The organism is Synechococcus sp. M16.1 (assembly GCF_014279895.1).
Lineage (GTDB): Bacteria > Cyanobacteriota > Cyanobacteriia > PCC-6307 > Cyanobiaceae > Parasynechococcus.
In genome coordinates this window covers 1,934,353-1,949,831 of record NZ_CP047954.1, presented here as the reverse complement: position 1 = coordinate 1,949,831, position 15,479 = coordinate 1,934,353, and the positions used below count along the sequence as shown (strand labels likewise).

Here is a 15,479-nt window from a genome sequence, read left to right as displayed (position 1 = left end):
TCTGAACCCCAACCCTGAACATGCCCAAAATCTCCAAGCGCCTGGCCAGCCTGGCCGGCAAGATCGAGGATCGTGCCTACGCACCCCTCGAGGCGATTGCCCTGGTCAAGGACAACGCCAATGCGAAATTCGACGAGACGATGGAGGCCCATGTGCGCCTCGGCATCGATCCGAAGTACACCGACCAGCAGCTGCGCACCACCGTGGCTCTGCCCAACGGCACCGGTCAGACCGTGCGCATCGCCGTGGTGACCCGCGGTGAGAAGGTGGCTGAAGCCAAAGCCGCCGGTGCCGAACTCGCCGGTGAAGAAGACCTGGTGGAAAGCATCAGCAAGGGCGAAATGGATTTCGACCTGTTGATCGCCACCCCCGACATGATGCCCAAAGTGGCCAAGTTGGGTCGGGTTCTCGGTCCCCGTGGCTTGATGCCCAACCCCAAGGCAGGCACCGTCACCACGGACCTCGAGGCTGCGATCAAGGAATTCAAGGCCGGCAAACTGGAATTCCGTGCCGACCGCACCGGCATCGTCCACGTTCGCTTCGGCAAGGCCAGCTTCAGTGCCGATGCCCTGCTGCAGAACCTCAAGACCCTGCAGGAAACCATCGACCGCAACAAGCCCAGCGGTGCTAAGGGCCGTTACTGGAAGTCCCTGTATGTGACCTCCACCATGGGTCCTTCCGTTGAAGTCGATTTCTCTGCTCTGCAGGACATCGAGCAGGGGAGCTGATCCGGCTCTCCTCTACACTTAACGATTGGCGAAAGCCAAATCGGGCACGCGCCCGGCCAGAGACAGCAGGAAGTCCCTGGGCATGACGTCAGTCATTCCCGTTGATGTAATCCCTGCCGAGGCAGACGCGACAAGGTTTTGTCCCATTCGGGATTGGATCGGCACGCGGCCTCGTCTTCCTTTCGAAGACTCGATCGGCCGTGTGCCCAGCTTGTTCCTTTGATCCGATCCAATCCCTATGGGCCGCACGCTGGAGAACAAGCAGCAGATCGTCGGAGAGCTCAAAGAGCTCCTCGCCGACGCCGAACTGGCACTTGTCCTTGATTTCAAGGGCCTGTCCATCAAGGAAATGTCTGACCTGCGGGATCGTCTGCGGGCCAGCGACAGCGTTTGCAAGGTGACCAAAAACACCTTGATGCGCCGTGCCATTGATGGTGACAGCAACTGGGCCAGCCTCGATTCCCTGCTGACCGGAACCAACGCCTTCGTCCTGGTGAAGGGCGATGTTGGCGCCGGTGTGAAGGCCGTTCAGACCTTCCAGAAGGAACTCAAGAAGTCCGAGACCAAGGGCGGCCTTTTCGAAGGCAAGCTCCTGTCTCAGGACGAGATCAAAGCCATTGCCGATCTCCCCTCCAAGGAGCAGCTCATGGCTCAGATCGCCGGTGCCATCAACGCCGTGGCCACGAAGGTCGCTGTGGGCATCAACGAGGTTCCCTCTGGTATGGCCAGGGCACTCAAGCAGCACGCCGAAGGCGGCGAAGGCTGATTCGGCCCTGCCGAGACCACTGTTCATTGATCTGTTGCTTCCCCTTTCAAAACCATGTCTGCAAAAACCGACGAAATTCTCGAATCGCTGAAATCCCTCTCCCTGCTTGAAGCTTCCGAGCTGGTCAAGCAGATCGAAGAGGCCTTCGGTGTGTCCGCCGCAGCATCTGCTGGTGTTGTGATGGCTGCCCCTGGCGCTGCTGGTGGCGGTGGCGATGCCGCTGAAGAGAAGACCGAATTCGACGTGATCCTGGAAGGCTTCGATGCCTCCGCCAAGATCAAGGTCCTCAAGGCCGTCCGTGAGGCCACCGGTCTGGGTCTGGGCGACGCCAAGGCTCTGGTCGAGGCTGCTCCCAAGGCCGTCAAGGAAGGTGTCTCCAAGGAAGACGCCGAAGCTGCCAAGAAGGCCATCGAAGAAGCAGGCGGCAAGGTCACCCTCAAGTGATCGCCTTGGGAGAGGGCTTGTCCCTCTCCCCCTGTTTGCATTCAGTCACCGGTCCTTTCGAGGGCCGGTTTTTTTTGTGATTTTCTCTGGCCAATAAAAAAGCCCCGCCAAAGGCGGAGCTTTTTAGAGAGGAACACATTCAGGAGTCTGTCCTTGTTTCGACCCTGAAGAGGCGTTCAGCACTCCTCACACATTTTTAAAATAAGGGCGGGGAATCCGATGTCAGGCCCTGTCTGGTCGCCCTCTCAACTGGCACTGTGACGGTTGGTCCTCAGCGGCGATAGGGGATCACCTGCAGCCGGATCGGGGCATTGCTGGCCAGGCGTGTGGTGCGTCGGTGTGTGGTGCGTCGCCGTGTTGATCGTGCCGTGGGCAACGGCGGTGGTGCGATCGGCGGCATCGGCGCTCCCAACCGCTGAAAGCCTGAACGCTGGCCGCGGCTGCTGGCCAGCGCGAGCAGCCGGTTCACCGGGTCGTGATGCGCGAAGTACAGGTGGTTCAACGGGCGACCCTGGTAAACCCGGCGTTCCAAGGCCCAGCCCGGCTCCAGCTGCAGAGCCACGAACCCGTTGGGATCGCGGCGAGCTGGTAAAGGAGCCTGACCCACCAGGAGTGGTGCCCGTTGCTGGGGGTCGAGGGCTTCGAGCCTCAGCGAGGCGCCGGATGGCTTGAGCCGGAAGCGAAAGCGGGTTCCAAGGTCTTGGCCACCGCTGCGCAGCGAATAGCCATTGCTGTCCAGGTAGCGCTTGCAGATGCCTCTGAAGTTGAAGCGATTCAGGCTGGGCTCCACCAGTCCGTCCTGGCGTGCCCTCCAGCAGCGCGGTTGGGCCTTGATCTGTTCCAGCACCAGCAGTTTCCACTGGGCTCTGCCAAGGGGTTGTGCCAGCACAGCGAAGTGCTCCTGCGGCACCGCAGCGCTGTTAAACAAGGCCCGTGCGGTGCCCTCCTGCGACAGACCGGCCGCCAAGAGCCCCACGGCAGTCAGACCAGCCGCCCGCAGGTAGGTTCGGCTCATCCACGGTGACGCCAGAAACCGTGTTGTACCGAACAGTGTTGGGACCGATCAATGGCGGAAGGACGGGGACGGGTCGTGGCTGCAGCGACGGATGGTGCCTGCAGCGGCAACCCAGGTCCGGGAGGTTGGGGGGCCTTATTGCGTTTTGAAGACGGCAGTGTCGAGGAATTCGGTGGCCATGCGCCCGACACCACCAACAACCGCATGGAACTGCAGGCGGCGTTGGAGGTGCTGCAACGGCTTGACCAGCTGCCCCGTCATCCGGATCTCACCCTGCGCACCGACAGCAAATATCTGATTGATGGGCTGGGCTCCTGGATCAAAGGCTGGAAGCGCAAAGGCTGGAAAACGGCTGCGGGTAAGCCCGTGCTCAACCAGGACCTCTGGAAGGCCTTGGATGCCGCTCGTCTGGACGATGTCCCCCTGCGCTACGTCAAAGGCCACAGCGGTGATCCAGATAACGAACGGGTCGATCGCATCGCCGTGGCGTTTTCCCATAACGCCCAGCCGGCCCTGGCTCTGAAGCAGGGATCATTGGAGCTGTCTTCCGCCGAGGCCGCACCTGAAGCTCCATCCGAGGTTGCCCCCAAGCCTCTGCTGCAGCTGTTGTCCCGGTTGGAGCTGGCGGACCGTCTGGCGCAGGGTGGCTACAGCCTCTCGTTGCTGGAGCTGGCGCAGCTGGTGGAAAAGCCGCTCAAACAGCTGGAAACGAAGCGGGAGAGCTGGATCTGGAGGGATTGGATGGTCGAGCCCCAGGCGGAAGGTCGCTGGACCCTGCAACGTCGCGAGGCAGGATCAGAACAGTCCTGAGCCAGAGCATGTCGCCGTCCTCTTCGGCCGGACCGCTCAGCAGCGGTGCCTTTTATCAGCGTTGGCTTGGCCCCGTGTTGGCGCGGGACGAAGGGCTGGATGCGGAACAGCTGTCGCGCACTGCCCTCACGGCACTGGGTCAGGCCAGCCTGCGCCGCCGTTGGCCAGGGGTGTCCACGGTGTTGGATGGCGTTGCGGCGGATCTGCAACGGCGCGATCTGCGCCTGGAACAGGTGCTGTTTGGCTGTCGCTTCCCCAACCCGGTGGGTTTGGCGGCGGGGTTCGACAAAAACGGTGTGGCGGCTGGGATCTGGGATCGCTTCGGCTTCGGTTTCGCCGAAGTGGGCACGGTCACCTGGCATGGCCAGCCGGGCAACCCCAAACCACGCCTGTTCCGCTTGGCGGTGGAGCAGGCCGCGTTGAACCGGATGGGATTCAACAACGATGGCGCCAAGGCGCTGTTGAAAACGCTGGAGCGTCAACGTCTCGACCCGCCAGGCCGGCGGCCAGCGGTGCTCGGCATCAACGTGGGTAAATCCAAGATCACGGCTCTAGAGCAGGCACCGGACGACTACGCGGCTTCTCTGGAGATGTTGTCCCCTTTGGCGGACTACGCGGTGATCAACGTCAGCTCCCCCAACACCCCTGGATTGCGGGATCTTCAGGACACAGCCCAGTTGCGGCGTCTGGTGGAGCGCTTGCGCCGGCTGCCGGCTTGCCCCCCTTTGTTGGTGAAAATCGCGCCTGATCTGGACGATGAATCGATTGATGCGGTGGCCCGCTTGGCTTTTGAGGAGGGTCTGGCCGGTGTGATCGCGGTCAACACCAGCCTCCATCGGCTGGGCCTGGAGCAACGGCGGCTGCCGCAGACCGGGCGCACCCTGGCGGAGGAAGCCGGTGGCCTCAGCGGTGCCCCGTTGCGTCAGCGGGCTCAGGAGGTGATCCGTCGTTTGCGGGCTAGTGCCGGACCAGCGCTGCCGTTGATCGGTGTGGGCGGGATTGATTCTCCGCAAGTCGCCTGGGAGCGCATCACCGCGGGGGCTTCATTGGTGCAGCTCTACACCGGCTGGATCTTTCAGGGGCCGAATCTTGTGCCGCGGATTCTGGACGGTCTTCTGCTGCAGTTGGACCGCCACGGTCTGCGAAACATCGCGGAAGCATCCGGCAGCGGTTTGCCCTGGCAGGACTGAATCTGTTCTGTTGCTTCAAAGTCACCTCGTTTGGATTCCAATGGTCGCCCGATATACGTGGCTGGCAAGGATCCAAATGAATACCGTCAGCCTCAGGATTCATTCTTGGCCTATGTTGAAGCGCAGATTGAATCCAGAAACGCTAAAACATTGGCAACCCCTACTCTTCTTGTGCAAGAGGGAAATACTGCCAAGGTCCAAACAGGCACAAGCGTGATTACGGATGTCACGAAAACAGTTACTGATAGTGGAACAACTCTGTCAACGGAAAGGGAGAATGCGGGCCTGACTTTGAATCTTGAAGTTGCAAAAATCGATGACAATGGATTCGTTACATTGTCTGTAAATCCTGAAATCTCGGTGCCGCAGCCTGCGGATCCAGTTGACGGTATACTTGTTTATAAAATTACTAAGCGAAGTTTGGAATCTGGAACTATTCGCTTGCGTGACCGTCAAGCATTGGTTCTCACGGGCGTTATTCAAGATAAAGATCGCGAAATTGTAATAAAGTAGCCCATTCTTGGTGACCTACCCTTCCTGGGCTCATTATTCAGCAAAACAACCTCTTCGCGGGAGAAGAATGAGCTGGTCATTCTTGTTACTCCCTCCATTGTTGATGACAATCAAGGAGGGTCTTATGGCTATGGCTATCGTCCCTCCACCCGAGAGGCACGGCAGCTGCTCGGCACCCGTTGATTTAAAGGCCCAAGGCAGGCATGAATAACTTCGAGGCCAGGGGGATCAGAGCCTGCGTTGTTGAGATCAGGCCGTTGAGGACGGCACTGCCAATGCCATTGCCGCCCTCAGGCTTCGTGATGTGTTCTTTGAGCGCTTTGGCAGCTGCTTTCAGCTGTTCAGCTTTTTGGCTGTCACCCTCCTTGTCAAACAGGGTGCTGGCGTAGCTGAAATCCTGCATCGCCAGTTGGCGTTTGCCCAGCTTCTCTCGGGTGATTCCACGGGCAATCCAGCTTTCGGCAGTGCCGGGTTGCCGTTTGATGGCTTTGCCGAACAGTTCCTCTGCTGCTTTCCAGCGGCCGCTTTCCGCGGCCATAACGCCAGCGTTGTGCAGTGCTGCGTGGCTCTGGGCCTTGGCTGGCAGACCGGTGGCGCCGCTCCAGTGGGCTTGCTCGAGGGCATTGGCATCAAGTTGTGCCCCGCTTAGGTCGGAGTCCCTCAAATCGGTGCCTTAGAAATTCGCACCCCGCAGGTTGGCCCCCCGTAGGGAGGCCCCCTGAAGGCTGGTGAAGCGCAAGTCGGCGCCACTGAGGTCGGCTCCGTCGAGCCTGGCTTGACTCAGATTCGCCCGTTGCAGTTCGGCACCACTGAGATCGGCATCGCGCAGATCCGCGTGCACGAGATCCACGTCGGCCAGCTGGCACCGAGGACAGCGTTTGTCTTGCAGCAGCTGTATCAGCTCCTCGTCGGCCTGGACATGCGGCGCGAGCATCCATGGACTCAGCAGAGCGGCCACCAGAACCAAGCGTTGCTTGAGATCGGCCATCAGTATTTAGGTGGCTGGCTTGCTGCACCGAGCTTCGCTTGCTCCGTCAAGCGGCGCAATCGACTGCTGCGTCGGTCTCCAATGTTGATGTTGCGCGCGGGTCGCCAAGATGCATCCATCCGCGTCAACGCCCCGTGGTTAGCCCCGTTCCTCCCCACGGCGGCAACCTCAGCGATGAAGCCCGGCGTCTCGGTCTTGATCCCTGGCGGCTGCTGGATGCCAGTGCGTCGCTGGTGCCGTTCAAGCCGCCGCGCGTCTTGAAGCGCGCGTTAGCGCAGGGGATTCGGGGGGCGGCCCTGCGTGACTACCCCGACCGTCAGCAGTGGGAGTTGAGAGTCGTCCTGGCCGAGCATCACAAGCTCGATCCAGCAGCGGTGTTGCCCGGTAATGGTGCGGCCGAGCTGTTCACCTGGGCAGCTCGCGACGCGGCAGCCCTTGGTGTGAGCGTGTTGCCGCAACCTGGATTTGCCGACTATCCCCGCGCACTGCGCTGTTGGCAGGGCCACTGGCAATCCCTGGTACTGCCGTTGTCCTGGCCCTGCAGCTGGCCCCAGCCCTTTCCTCTCAAACCCGCTGCGCCATGTCAAGGCTTGAGCCAGTGTCTCTGGATCACCAACCCTCACAACCCCTCCGGACAGTTGTGGGATCGCGCCTCCTTGGAAGCCCTGGTTCCTGGTTATGCCCTGGTGGTCTGCGACGAGGCGTTTCTTCCTTTGGTTCCTGGCGGTGAAGCGCAATCGTTGGTGCCGCTGCTCAACCGCCATCCCAACCTGGTGGTGATCCGCAGCCTCACAAAGCTGTTCGCGATAGCAGGCCTGCGGCTCGGCTATGCCCTTGCCTCTCCTGAACGCCTCCAGCGCTGGAGCGGTTGGCGTGACCCCTGGAGTGTGAATGGGCTGGCGCTGGCTGCAGGCAGCGCGGTGATGGCGGATGGGGCTGCATTGGAGCGTTGGCTGCGCCGTGTTCATCACTGGGTGCAGTGTGAGGGGCCTTGGTTGCAACATCGACTTGATGCTTTGCCAGGTCTGACGGCTTACCCAAGCAGCGCCAATTACCTGCTGGTCGAGGCTGGCCAGTCATTGCTGGCAGTACGGGAGGCGGTGGCGCGTAGGGGTGTGTTGCTACGCGACTGCCGCTCGTTTGAGGGCTTGGGGGAGTGCTGGTTGCGAATCGGTCTGCAAAGCCGTTCGGGCAATCGGCGGATTGTGCGGGCTCTGCAAATGAGCCTGGACGATCATCCGCTGAATTGAGGCAGAGGGATTCGTTAAGGCGCAGCCTGCTTCAGGTTGATAGTGCTCTGAGAAGCGTGGCCAGTTCCGCTTCGGCATCGCGAACGGCCAGGCGCTTCATCCCCTTCGCCATGCTTACCAATGGATCGGCTTCTGCCGTGCAACCGCTTAGACGAGGGCCGAGCAGGTGCAGGAGCATTGCTTTCAGTGCTCCATGCTCGGGCACGTGCTGATGAACGATCACGGCCGCACCAAGAGATGCGGCGCAGGCAGCATTGGCCTCCTGGTGCTGGTCTGCTGCCTGCGGGAATGGCACCAGCACGGCTGGAGTCCCGCAGACCGCCAGTTCACTCAGGCTGCCGGCCCCCGCGCGGCTGATGGCCAGGTCGGCATGCTGCAGCAGCCCGGGAATCTCGTCGCTGAAGTGGCGCTCCACCAGCTGCGAGTGCCGCAGTTGCCCGATGTCGGGGTCGTTGTCGCCGGTGAGGTGAACCACGCGGCAGCCCTGCTCCAACAAGGCTGGCGCCGCGGCACGCACCATCCGATTGAGGCCGAGTGCGCCTTGGCTGCCGCCCATTACCACCAATAGCGGCCCCTCCCCGGAAGGGACCCAGCCCGGCAGGGCTTGTGGGGCCAGGAAACTGGAACGCACCGGTGTGCCCGTCAGCACCGGCTGGCTGCCGGGGATGCGCTTGGCGGCCGCGGGCAGGCCAATGGCTACGGCGCTGCAGAAGCGACCCAGCAAGCGGGTGACTCGCCCCGGGATGGCATTGGATTCATGCAGCACCACGGGAATGCCGCACCAACGTGCCGCAAGGATCGCGGGGGCGGCGATGTAGCCGCCGGTGGTGAACACCACATCGATCGCGTTTCGGCGGATCACCCGCCGCACGCTGATGCTGGCCAGCAACAGCCGCAGCAGCTGCAGCAGCTTGGTCAGCCCGCGTCCCTGCAGCCCACCGGCGTTCACGCACACCAAGCCAAAACGCTGCGGCACAAGCTGCGTTTCGAGCCGATCGGGCACCCCCAGCCAGCGCACGGGCCACTGACTTTCAACGGCTTCCGCAACGGCCAGGGCGGGGAAGAGATGGCCGCCGGTGCCGCTGGCGGCGATCAGAAGCCGGGTCATCGCGTCGGCCGTCACCGCACACCAGGCCTAACTTAATTGGGTTGATGTGGTCTGGCCCGTGCGTCGTTTCTTGGGAGTCACGCTCGTCTCGGCCATGGCATTGGTGTTGTCACCGGTTCAAGCCCTTGGGCAGCCCGGACGCGAGGGCAGTGCCGTAGGTCATTTTAGCGATCGCCTGCAAGCGGCGTTGAACAGCGGCAGCTCTTCGGCGTTCGACACGCTGGCCAGCGTTGAGCTTCAGCCTGTTTTGGCCCAGCGCCTGGAGCGTTTCCGGCAGGATTTCCCCGAGGTCACCTGGCAGGTGGAGCCCGCAGCACCCACACCAGATGGCCGTCCAACCCTCAGCCTGCAGGTGCGGGGTGCCGCCGAATCCCAGGGGCTCAGTTATTCCCTTGAGGCCAGCGAACAGATCGCGATTCGTCTGGACAACGGCCAGCTCGTAGACCAGGAACTGCTGGCCCAGCAGTCCTTGCTGCGCAGTGGTGAGCGCCCCTTGGCGGTTGACGTCGCCATCCCCGACGTGGTGCTCACCGGCAGCCGTTATGACGTCGACTTGATCGTTGAAAAACCGCTAGGCCAGGCCCTGGTGGCGGGCGGTTTGATCGACCTCACCGATGAGCAGCTGTCGGCTCATCAGCGCCCCAACCTGCCGTTGTCGCCTCAGGCTGGGGGTGGATTGTTCAAAAGCGTCCAGGCACCTCAGCAACCCGGTTCGCAGACCTGGGCCGTGATGCTGGTGCATCCCGATGGCGTGGTGACGGCCACCAAACGGGTGCGCGTGGTCAGCAGCTACTAGCTCCGTTGTCTTGTTTGATTCCAGCGGTGCAGGGCGGACACGTCCTCATCGCCATGGCCGTTGTTGATCAGATCGAGTTCCAGCTGTTCCACCAGCGTTGTGACGGGCAGATCCAGTTGGACGGCCTTGGCTGCATCAAGGGCAATCCCGAGATCCTTGCGATGCAGGCTCAGCCGGAAGCCAAGGGGATAGCTGCCCTCCAGCATGGCGATGCTGCGATGGTCGAGGGCCCATGAGCCGGCTGCACCATTTTTGAGGGCATCGATCACCTGGGGCATGGGCAGCTCCAAACGCTGGCCTAGGGCCACCGCTTCGGCCACGGCGGCATAGCTGCCGGCCACCAGCACTTGGTTCACCGCTTTCACCTGTTGTCCCCGCCCCACGTCACCGAAGTGATGAATGGAGCCTCCAATCACCTCGAGGATGGGCCGTACCCGCTCCAATGGCTCGCTGGCTCCACCCACCAGCACCGTGAGGCTGCCGCGTTTGGCCCCTTCCGTGCCGCCAGTGACCGGGGCATCCATGTAATGGAGGTTCTGGCGTGCCAGGCGTTCCGCACAGTGTTGGGCTGTGGCGGGAGCAATGGTGGAGCAATCCAGCACCACGCTGCCGGCGCGCAGCTGTGATGCGGCGCCTTCTACTCCGAACAGCACCTCCTCAACGGCTGCATCGTCGCTGACGCACAGCAGCAGCACATCCACGCCGGTGCTGGCATCGGCTGGGCTGGAACATGGCGTTGCACCCTCGAGCTCCGGATCGGTTTCGGCGGTGCGGCTGCGGGTGTGCACCCGTAGTGGAAAGCCAGCCTTGTTCAGGTTGACCGCCATCGGCAGGCCGAGTGCCCCCAGTCCCACGAAGCCCAGGCTCAGGTCACCTTTGGTCATGACGCATGGCGAAGCATTTGGATCCTGATCGACGGATGCGCAGCAGCTGTGCCTCCAGGACATAAAAAATCCCGGACGTCCGCTTTGAGGGACGTCCGGGACAAGATCGATGAAGACCTGAAGCTCCAGGCTTCAGCCGCTGATCAGGCCGCGTCGAGGGCAGCCACGCCGGGCAGCACCTTGCCTTCCAGCAGTTCGAGGCTGGCGCCACCGCCGGTGGAGATGTGCGACATCTTCTCGGCCAGGCCAGCTTTCTCGACCGCTGCCACCGAGTCACCGCCGCCGATGATCGTGCAGCAGCCCTTGCCGCTCAGGTCGGCCAGGGTGGTGGCGATGGCATTGGTGCCAGCAGCGAACTTGTCGAACTCGAACACGCCCATGGGGCCGTTCCAGATCACGGTCTGACAGTCGGCCAGGGCGTCCTGGAACACCTTGATCGAATCAGGGCCGATGTCGAGACCCATCCAGCCGTCGGGGATGGCATTGATGTCAGCGGTCTGGCTGTTGGCATCGGGGGCGAAGTTGTCCGCCAGCACCACGTCGGTGGGCAGCAGCAGTTGCACGCCCTTGGCCTTGGCCTTGGCCTCGAGCTCCTTGGCCAGTTCCAGCTTGTCTTCTTCCACCAGGCTCTTGCCCACCGAGAGGCCGCGAGCCTTGTAGAAGGTGAAGATCATGCCGCCGCCGATCAGCACCTTGTCGCACTTGTCGATCAGGGCTTCGAGCACGCCGATCTTGGAGCTCACCTTGGAGCCGCCGACGATGGCCGCCAGGGGACGCTTGGGCTCATCCACAGCACCTTGCAGGTACTGAAGTTCTTTCTCCATCAGGAAGCCGGCGACGGAGGGCTTGAGGAACTTGGTCACGCCCTCGGTGGAGGCGTGGGCACGGTGGGCGGCGCCGAAGGCGTCGTTCACATATACCTCAGCCAAGCCCGCGAGCTTCTCGGCGAAACCGGCTTCGTTCTTCTCTTCTTCAGCGAAGAAACGCACGTTCTCCAGCAGCACCACATCGCCGTTGGCCATGGCGCCCACCTTGGCTTCGGCGTCGGGGCCGATGCAGCTGTCGGTCTTGGCCACCTGCTTGCCCAGCAGTTCGCTCAGGCGAGCCGCCACGGGGGTGAGACGCATGGCGTCATTCACCTGGCCCTTGGGACGGCCGAAGTGAGCGGACAGGATCACCTTGGCGCCCTTGCCGATCAGGTCGTTGATCGTGGGCAGGGCAGCACGGATGCGGGTGTCGTCGGTGATCGCACCGGCATCGTTCAGGGGCACGTTGAAGTCAACCCGCACGAGAACGCGTTTGCCGCTCAGGTCGCCGGCGTTGAGGCTGGCCAGGGAACGCTTCGCCATAGGGTTGTGTCGTGCGGTAAGAAAACGGGGTGAGATTAACCCGTGTGAATGACGTTGGTGCCAGCGCGTTCAAAGTGAATTCGTTCCGGCTGGCCGTCTGTTCTGTGCGTTTGCCTCTGTGAGCACCCCAACGATCCAGTGGTATCCCGGCCACATCGCCAAGGCGGAGCAGCAGCTCAAGCGCCATCTCGACAAGGTGGATCTGGTGATCGAGGTGCGTGATGCCCGCATTCCTCTGGCCACGGGCCACCCCCACCTCAACCGCTGGTTGAAGGGCAAGCAGCATCTGTTGGTGATCAACCGGCGCGACATGGTCACCGCAGCCGCCAAGGAGGCCTGGGAGGCCTGGTTCAAAGCCCAGGGCCAGCGGACGGTTTGGTGTGATGCCAAGGCCGGTACCGGCGTGAAGCAGGTGCAGCAGGCCGCGATCCGTGCCGGCGATCAGCTCAACGAACGCCGCCGCAACCGGGGCATGCGGCCCAGGCCCGTGCGGGCGCTCACCCTGGGCTTTCCCAACGTGGGCAAGTCGGCGTTGATCAACCGTCTTGTGCGGCAGAAGGTGGTGGCTAGCGCCCGGCGGGCCGGCGTGACGCGCACCCTGCGCTGGGTGCGTCTGGGGCAAGACCTTGACCTCCTTGATGCCCCTGGCGTGCTGCCGCCTCGGCTCGACGACCAGCAGGCGGCCCTGCGGCTGGCCCTTTGCGACGACATCGGCCAGGCCGCCTACGACGGTGAACTGGTGGCCCAGGCCTTCCTGCAGTTGCTGCTGGATGTGGGATCGCAGCCTGCCGCTGGGGTGACGATTCCGCTGCTTCAGGAGCGCTACGGCATTCCCTTGAGCGGTGAAACGGCCGACCCGGCTCTCTGGCTGGATGCCGCAGCGGCCCGCCACACCTCCGGTGAGACAGCGCGCATGGCCCAGCGGCTACTGGATGATTTCCGCAAGTCGGCCCTCGGCAGCATTGCATTGGAGCTGCCGGCATGAGTCCGCAGCAGTGGAAACGTCCTCCGTTGCCGGAGGAGACCTTCACGGATCGCTTTGGTGAAGGGGAGGGAGAGCTGCTGACGCTGGCCTATCCCAAGCCGTTGCCGATGCGGCTCGACCGCTGGTTGGTGAGCCAGCGCACGGAGCAGAGCCGGGCCCGGATTCAGAAGTTCATCGACGCGGGCTACGTGCGCGTCAACGGCAAGACCGGCAAGGCCAAAACCCCCCTGCGCCAGGGCGATGAGGTGCAGCTTTGGATGCCACCACCGGAACCGCTGCCTTACCTCAAGCCGGAGCCGATGGATTTAGATGTGTTGTTTGAGGACGACCATCTGATCGTGCTCAACAAGCCGGCCGGACTGACGGTGCATCCGGCGCCGGGCAACAAGGACGGCACCCTGGTGAACGGCCTGCTGCATCACTGCCCGGACCTGCCCGGTATCAGCGGCAAGTTGCGCCCGGGGATTGTGCACCGCCTTGATAAAGACACCACCGGCTGCATCGTGATCGCCAAGAGCCAGGAGGCCCTGGTGCGGCTGCAGGTGCAGATCCAGAAACGAATCGCCTCCCGCGAGTATTTCGCCGTCGTTCATGGCGTGCCCGCCGGCGATTCCGGCACGATCGTCGGCGCCATTGGCCGTCATCCGGCGGATCGCAAGAAGTACGCGGTGGTGAGCAGCGAAAACGGCCGGTATGCCTGCACCCACTGGACCCTGGTGGAGCGGCTGGGCGACTACTCCCTGTTGCGCTTCAAGCTGGACACCGGGCGGACCCATCAGATCCGCGTCCACTGCGCCCACATGAATCACCCCGTGGTGGGTGACCCCACCTACAGCCGCTGCCGCAAGTTGCCGATTGAGCTGCACGGCCAGGCCCTGCACGCCGTGCAGCTGGGGCTGGACCATCCGATCACCCGCGAGCGGATGCTGTTCGAAGCTCCCCTGCCTCCAGTGATGGAGAAGTTGCTGGGGGTGCTGAGGCGACGCGCCGCCTCGGGCTGAGGGCTTAACGGGGCAGCCTTGGGCAGGCCTCCACGAGGGTGCGGCTGATCGGCGCCTGAGGTGCGTTGAAGATCCGGTCCCCTGGCCCTTCTTCCACCACTTTCCCCTTGTCCAGCACCATCACCCGGTGGCAGAAACCACTGGCCACCGAGAGGTCGTGGGTGATGAACACGATCGCCAGGCCCAGCTCCTGCTGCAGCTCCCGCAGCAGCGCCAGCACATCCGCCTGCACTTCGGCATCGAGCATGCTGACGCTCTCATCGCAGATCAGCACCTTGGGTTTCAACGCCAGGGCGCGGGCGATCGCCACCCGCTGCTGCTGACCGCCGGAGAGCTGCTTCGGCAGGCGATCTTGAAACTGCTCAGCCGGGCTGAGGCCGACCCGTTCCAGCAGGCGACGGGCTTCCTCCCGGGCTGTCGCTTTCGAGCAGAGACCATGGATCAGCAACGGATCGGTGATGGCATCGGCCACCTGCAGGGCGGGATTCAGGCAGGCCAGAGGGTCCTGAAACACCATCTGGAGGGCCCGGCGGGCCGTTCGCAGCGCCTCACCACGCATGCTCAGCAGGTCCTGGCCCAGCAGGTCGACCCGTCCGCCGCGGATGAGATTGAGCCCCATCAAGGCCCGGCAGAGGGTGCTTTTCCCGCAGCCGGAGGCCCCCACCACCCCCAGGCTTTCCCCGGCCCGGAGCTCGAAACTCACCCCATCCACCGCCTTCAGCCAGAGGGGTGCCCAAGGTGGGCCACCCACGGCATGCCAGCAGCGCATCTCCTCCACCCGCAGCACGCTGCCGCTGTCGGGACGTGCCGGTGAGCGTCCCCCTTCCCGGGCCTGGGCGGAGGCCACCAGCCGTTGCCCCACCGGCGACTGCGGCCGGGTGAGCAACTGATGGCTGGGGCCGTCCTCCACCTTGCGTCCGCCGTCGAGCATGGCCATGCGCTCGCACCAGCGGGCGGCCATGGCCAGGTCGTGGCTGATCAGCAGCAGGGCGCTGCCCAGTTCCTGGCAGAGGCCGCTGAGTTCGGCCATCACCTGCCCGGCCACCGCCACATCCAGGCTGGTGGTGGGTTCATCGGCGATCAGCAACGGTGGTTCCAGGGCAATCGCTAAGGCAATGGCCAGGCGCTGGCGCATCCCACCACTGAGCTCATGGGGGTAGGCGCGGAAGCGGTTGGCGCCAATGCCCACCCGCTCCAGCAGTTCTCGGGCCCGTTCCTGGTGGGCCGCGGCACTGGTTCGAGGTCGGTGGGCCCTGAGGGTGTCGATCAGATGGCCGCCCACGCTCATCAGCGGATTCATCCGCGTCATCGGGTCCTGGAACACCAGACCCACGGCCTCACCCCGCAGCTGCCGCAACTGCGGTCGCCGGAGTTGGCGTGGATCCTGGCCGGTCAAGTACAGCCGTCCTTCACAGACCGTTCCCTGGGGCAGCAGCTGCATCACAGCCCGCGCCACCGTGCTTTTGCCGCAGCCCGAAGATCCCACCAAGGCCAGGGTCTCTCCCGGCTCGAGGTTGAGATTCATCCCATCCAGCGTCCAGGAGTTGCTGCCGGGATAGCGCAACCGCAGCTGTTCGAGTTCCAGAACAGGCCGGCCCATGAACAGTGCTGCGCGAGCGACAGGAGGTCCTGCACTGAATACCATGGATTGA

Annotated in this window: 16 protein-coding genes and 1 pseudogene; 10 read left to right on the top strand and 7 right to left on the bottom strand. The window is 63.2% G+C overall.

Annotated elements, in window-relative coordinates:
• Positions 1-20 precede the first annotated feature (20 nt).
• The 3 genes from rplA (at position 21) to rplL (ending at position 1,938) form a co-directional block, all read left to right on the top strand.
• A complete protein-coding gene (gene rplA, locus SynM161_RS11125; protein ID WP_038552494.1) occupies positions 21-728 on the top strand; it encodes a 50S ribosomal protein L1 in 708 nt (235 codons plus the stop codon).
• Positions 729-966: 238 nt separating this feature from the next.
• The gene (gene rplJ / locus SynM161_RS11120) at positions 967-1,494 is read left to right on the top strand and encodes a 50S ribosomal protein L10 (protein ID WP_006851480.1); all 528 of its coding nucleotides are present in this window, start codon (positions 967-969) and stop codon (positions 1,492-1,494) included.
• Positions 1,495-1,548: 54 nt separating this feature from the next.
• Positions 1,549-1,938 (top strand): 50S ribosomal protein L7/L12, encoded by a 390-nt coding sequence (gene rplL / locus SynM161_RS11115; RefSeq protein WP_114987674.1) that lies wholly within the window; start codon positions 1,549-1,551, stop codon positions 1,936-1,938.
• 271 nt (positions 1,939-2,209) lie between these two features.
• Here the strand turns inward: rplL and SynM161_RS11110 are convergent, their stop codons facing one another.
• Entirely contained in the window at positions 2,210-2,953 is a 744-nt protein-coding gene (locus SynM161_RS11110) for a DUF3747 domain-containing protein (protein WP_186541480.1), read from the bottom strand.
• A gap of 51 nt (positions 2,954-3,004) precedes the next feature.
• Here SynM161_RS11110 and rnhA point away from each other — a divergent pair, with 51 nt between their 5' ends.
• The 3 genes and pseudogenes from rnhA to SynM161_RS11095 all read left to right on the top strand — a co-directional run bounded on the left by rnhA (position 3,005) and on the right by SynM161_RS11095 (position 5,649).
• Positions 3,005-3,763 (top strand): ribonuclease HI, encoded by a 759-nt coding sequence (rnhA, locus tag SynM161_RS11105; protein WP_186541479.1) that lies wholly within the window; start codon positions 3,005-3,007, stop codon positions 3,761-3,763.
• Between the two features lie 8 nt (positions 3,764-3,771).
• Positions 3,772-4,953, top strand: a complete 1,182-nt coding sequence (locus SynM161_RS11100) for a quinone-dependent dihydroorotate dehydrogenase (RefSeq protein ID WP_186541478.1) — start codon at positions 3,772-3,774, stop codon at positions 4,951-4,953.
• Positions 4,954-5,010: 57 nt separating this feature from the next.
• Positions 5,011-5,649 (top strand): annotated as a pseudogene (locus SynM161_RS11095) (type II secretion system protein GspD).
• A gap of 1 nt (position 5,650) precedes the next feature.
• Here the strand turns inward: SynM161_RS11095 and SynM161_RS12170 are convergent.
• Entirely contained in the window at positions 5,651-6,130 is a 480-nt protein-coding gene (locus SynM161_RS12170; RefSeq protein WP_255441792.1) for a hypothetical protein, read from the bottom strand.
• 9 nt (positions 6,131-6,139) lie between these two features.
• Entirely contained in the window at positions 6,140-6,454 is a 315-nt protein-coding gene (locus SynM161_RS12165; RefSeq protein ID WP_255441791.1) for a pentapeptide repeat-containing protein, read from the bottom strand.
• Between the two features lie 134 nt (positions 6,455-6,588).
• On the opposite strand from SynM161_RS12165, the gene SynM161_RS11085 reads away from it, so the two are divergent.
• Positions 6,589-7,704 carry a histidinol-phosphate transaminase gene (locus SynM161_RS11085; protein ID WP_186541477.1) on the top strand — a complete coding sequence of 372 codons (1,116 nt, stop codon included), beginning with the start codon at positions 6,589-6,591 and terminating at the stop codon, positions 7,702-7,704.
• Positions 7,705-7,735: 31 nt separating this feature from the next.
• Here the strand turns inward: SynM161_RS11085 and SynM161_RS11080 are convergent, their stop codons facing one another.
• Positions 7,736-8,812, bottom strand: a complete 1,077-nt coding sequence (locus SynM161_RS11080) for a glycosyltransferase (RefSeq protein ID WP_186541476.1) — start codon at positions 8,810-8,812, stop codon at positions 7,736-7,738.
• A 58-nt stretch (positions 8,813-8,870) separates the two neighbouring features.
• Between SynM161_RS11080 and SynM161_RS11075 the strand changes: the two genes are divergently transcribed.
• Entirely contained in the window at positions 8,871-9,608 is a 738-nt protein-coding gene (locus tag SynM161_RS11075) for a hypothetical protein (RefSeq protein ID WP_255441790.1), read from the top strand.
• Here SynM161_RS11075 and SynM161_RS11070 read toward each other — a convergent pair.
• Entirely contained in the window at positions 9,605-10,492 is an 888-nt protein-coding gene (locus SynM161_RS11070) for an NAD(P)-dependent oxidoreductase (protein ID WP_186541475.1), read from the bottom strand. The genes SynM161_RS11075 and SynM161_RS11070 overlap by 4 nt on opposite strands.
• A gap of 143 nt (positions 10,493-10,635) precedes the next feature.
• Complete coding sequence (pgk, locus tag SynM161_RS11065; RefSeq protein WP_186541474.1) at positions 10,636-11,841, bottom strand: phosphoglycerate kinase; 1,206 nt, start codon at positions 11,839-11,841, stop codon at positions 10,636-10,638.
• A 118-nt stretch (positions 11,842-11,959) separates the two neighbouring features.
• Between pgk and ylqF the strand changes: the two genes are divergently transcribed.
• On the top strand, positions 11,960-12,826 hold the full coding sequence (ylqF, locus tag SynM161_RS11060) for a ribosome biogenesis GTPase YlqF (RefSeq protein ID WP_186541473.1): 867 nt from the start codon (positions 11,960-11,962) through the stop codon (positions 12,824-12,826).
• Complete coding sequence (locus SynM161_RS11055; protein WP_186541472.1) at positions 12,823-13,827, top strand: RluA family pseudouridine synthase; 1,005 nt, start codon at positions 12,823-12,825, stop codon at positions 13,825-13,827. The genes ylqF and SynM161_RS11055 overlap by 4 nt, the downstream gene beginning before the upstream one ends.
• A 4-nt stretch (positions 13,828-13,831) precedes the next feature.
• On the opposite strand, the gene SynM161_RS11050 is transcribed toward SynM161_RS11055, so the two are convergent.
• Positions 13,832-15,472, bottom strand: coding sequence for an ABC transporter ATP-binding protein (locus SynM161_RS11050; RefSeq protein WP_186541471.1), 1,641 nt, complete (start codon positions 15,470-15,472; stop codon positions 13,832-13,834).
• Positions 15,473-15,479: the final 7 nt, after the last annotated feature.

Bases quoted from the DNA above. Each gene is read 5' to 3' on its own strand.
- SynM161_RS12165 (WP_255441791.1), bottom strand. From the start codon at position 6,454: ATGGCCGATCTCAAGCAACGCTTGGTTCTGGTGGCCGCTCTGCTGAGT.
- SynM161_RS11070 (WP_186541475.1), bottom strand. From the start codon at position 10,492: ATGACCAAAGGTGACCTGAGCCTGGGCTTCGTGGGACTGGGGGCACTC.
- rnhA (WP_186541479.1), top strand. From the start codon at position 3,005: ATGGCGGAAGGACGGGGACGGGTCGTGGCTGCAGCGACGGATGGTGCC.
- rplL (WP_114987674.1), top strand. From the start codon at position 1,549: ATGTCTGCAAAAACCGACGAAATTCTCGAATCGCTGAAATCCCTCTCC.
- SynM161_RS11055 (WP_186541472.1), top strand. From the start codon at position 12,823: ATGAGTCCGCAGCAGTGGAAACGTCCTCCGTTGCCGGAGGAGACCTTC.
- SynM161_RS11080 (WP_186541476.1), bottom strand. From the start codon at position 8,812: ATGACCCGGCTTCTGATCGCCGCCAGCGGCACCGGCGGCCATCTCTTC.
- pgk (WP_186541474.1), bottom strand. From the start codon at position 11,841: ATGGCGAAGCGTTCCCTGGCCAGCCTCAACGCCGGCGACCTGAGCGGC.
- SynM161_RS11050 (WP_186541471.1), bottom strand. From the start codon at position 15,472: ATGGTATTCAGTGCAGGACCTCCTGTCGCTCGCGCAGCACTGTTCATG.
- SynM161_RS11110 (WP_186541480.1), bottom strand. From the start codon at position 2,953: ATGAGCCGAACCTACCTGCGGGCGGCTGGTCTGACTGCCGTGGGGCTC.
- rplJ (WP_006851480.1), top strand. From the start codon at position 967: ATGGGCCGCACGCTGGAGAACAAGCAGCAGATCGTCGGAGAGCTCAAA.
- SynM161_RS11100 (WP_186541478.1), top strand. From the start codon at position 3,772: ATGTCGCCGTCCTCTTCGGCCGGACCGCTCAGCAGCGGTGCCTTTTAT.
- rplA (WP_038552494.1), top strand. From the start codon at position 21: ATGCCCAAAATCTCCAAGCGCCTGGCCAGCCTGGCCGGCAAGATCGAG.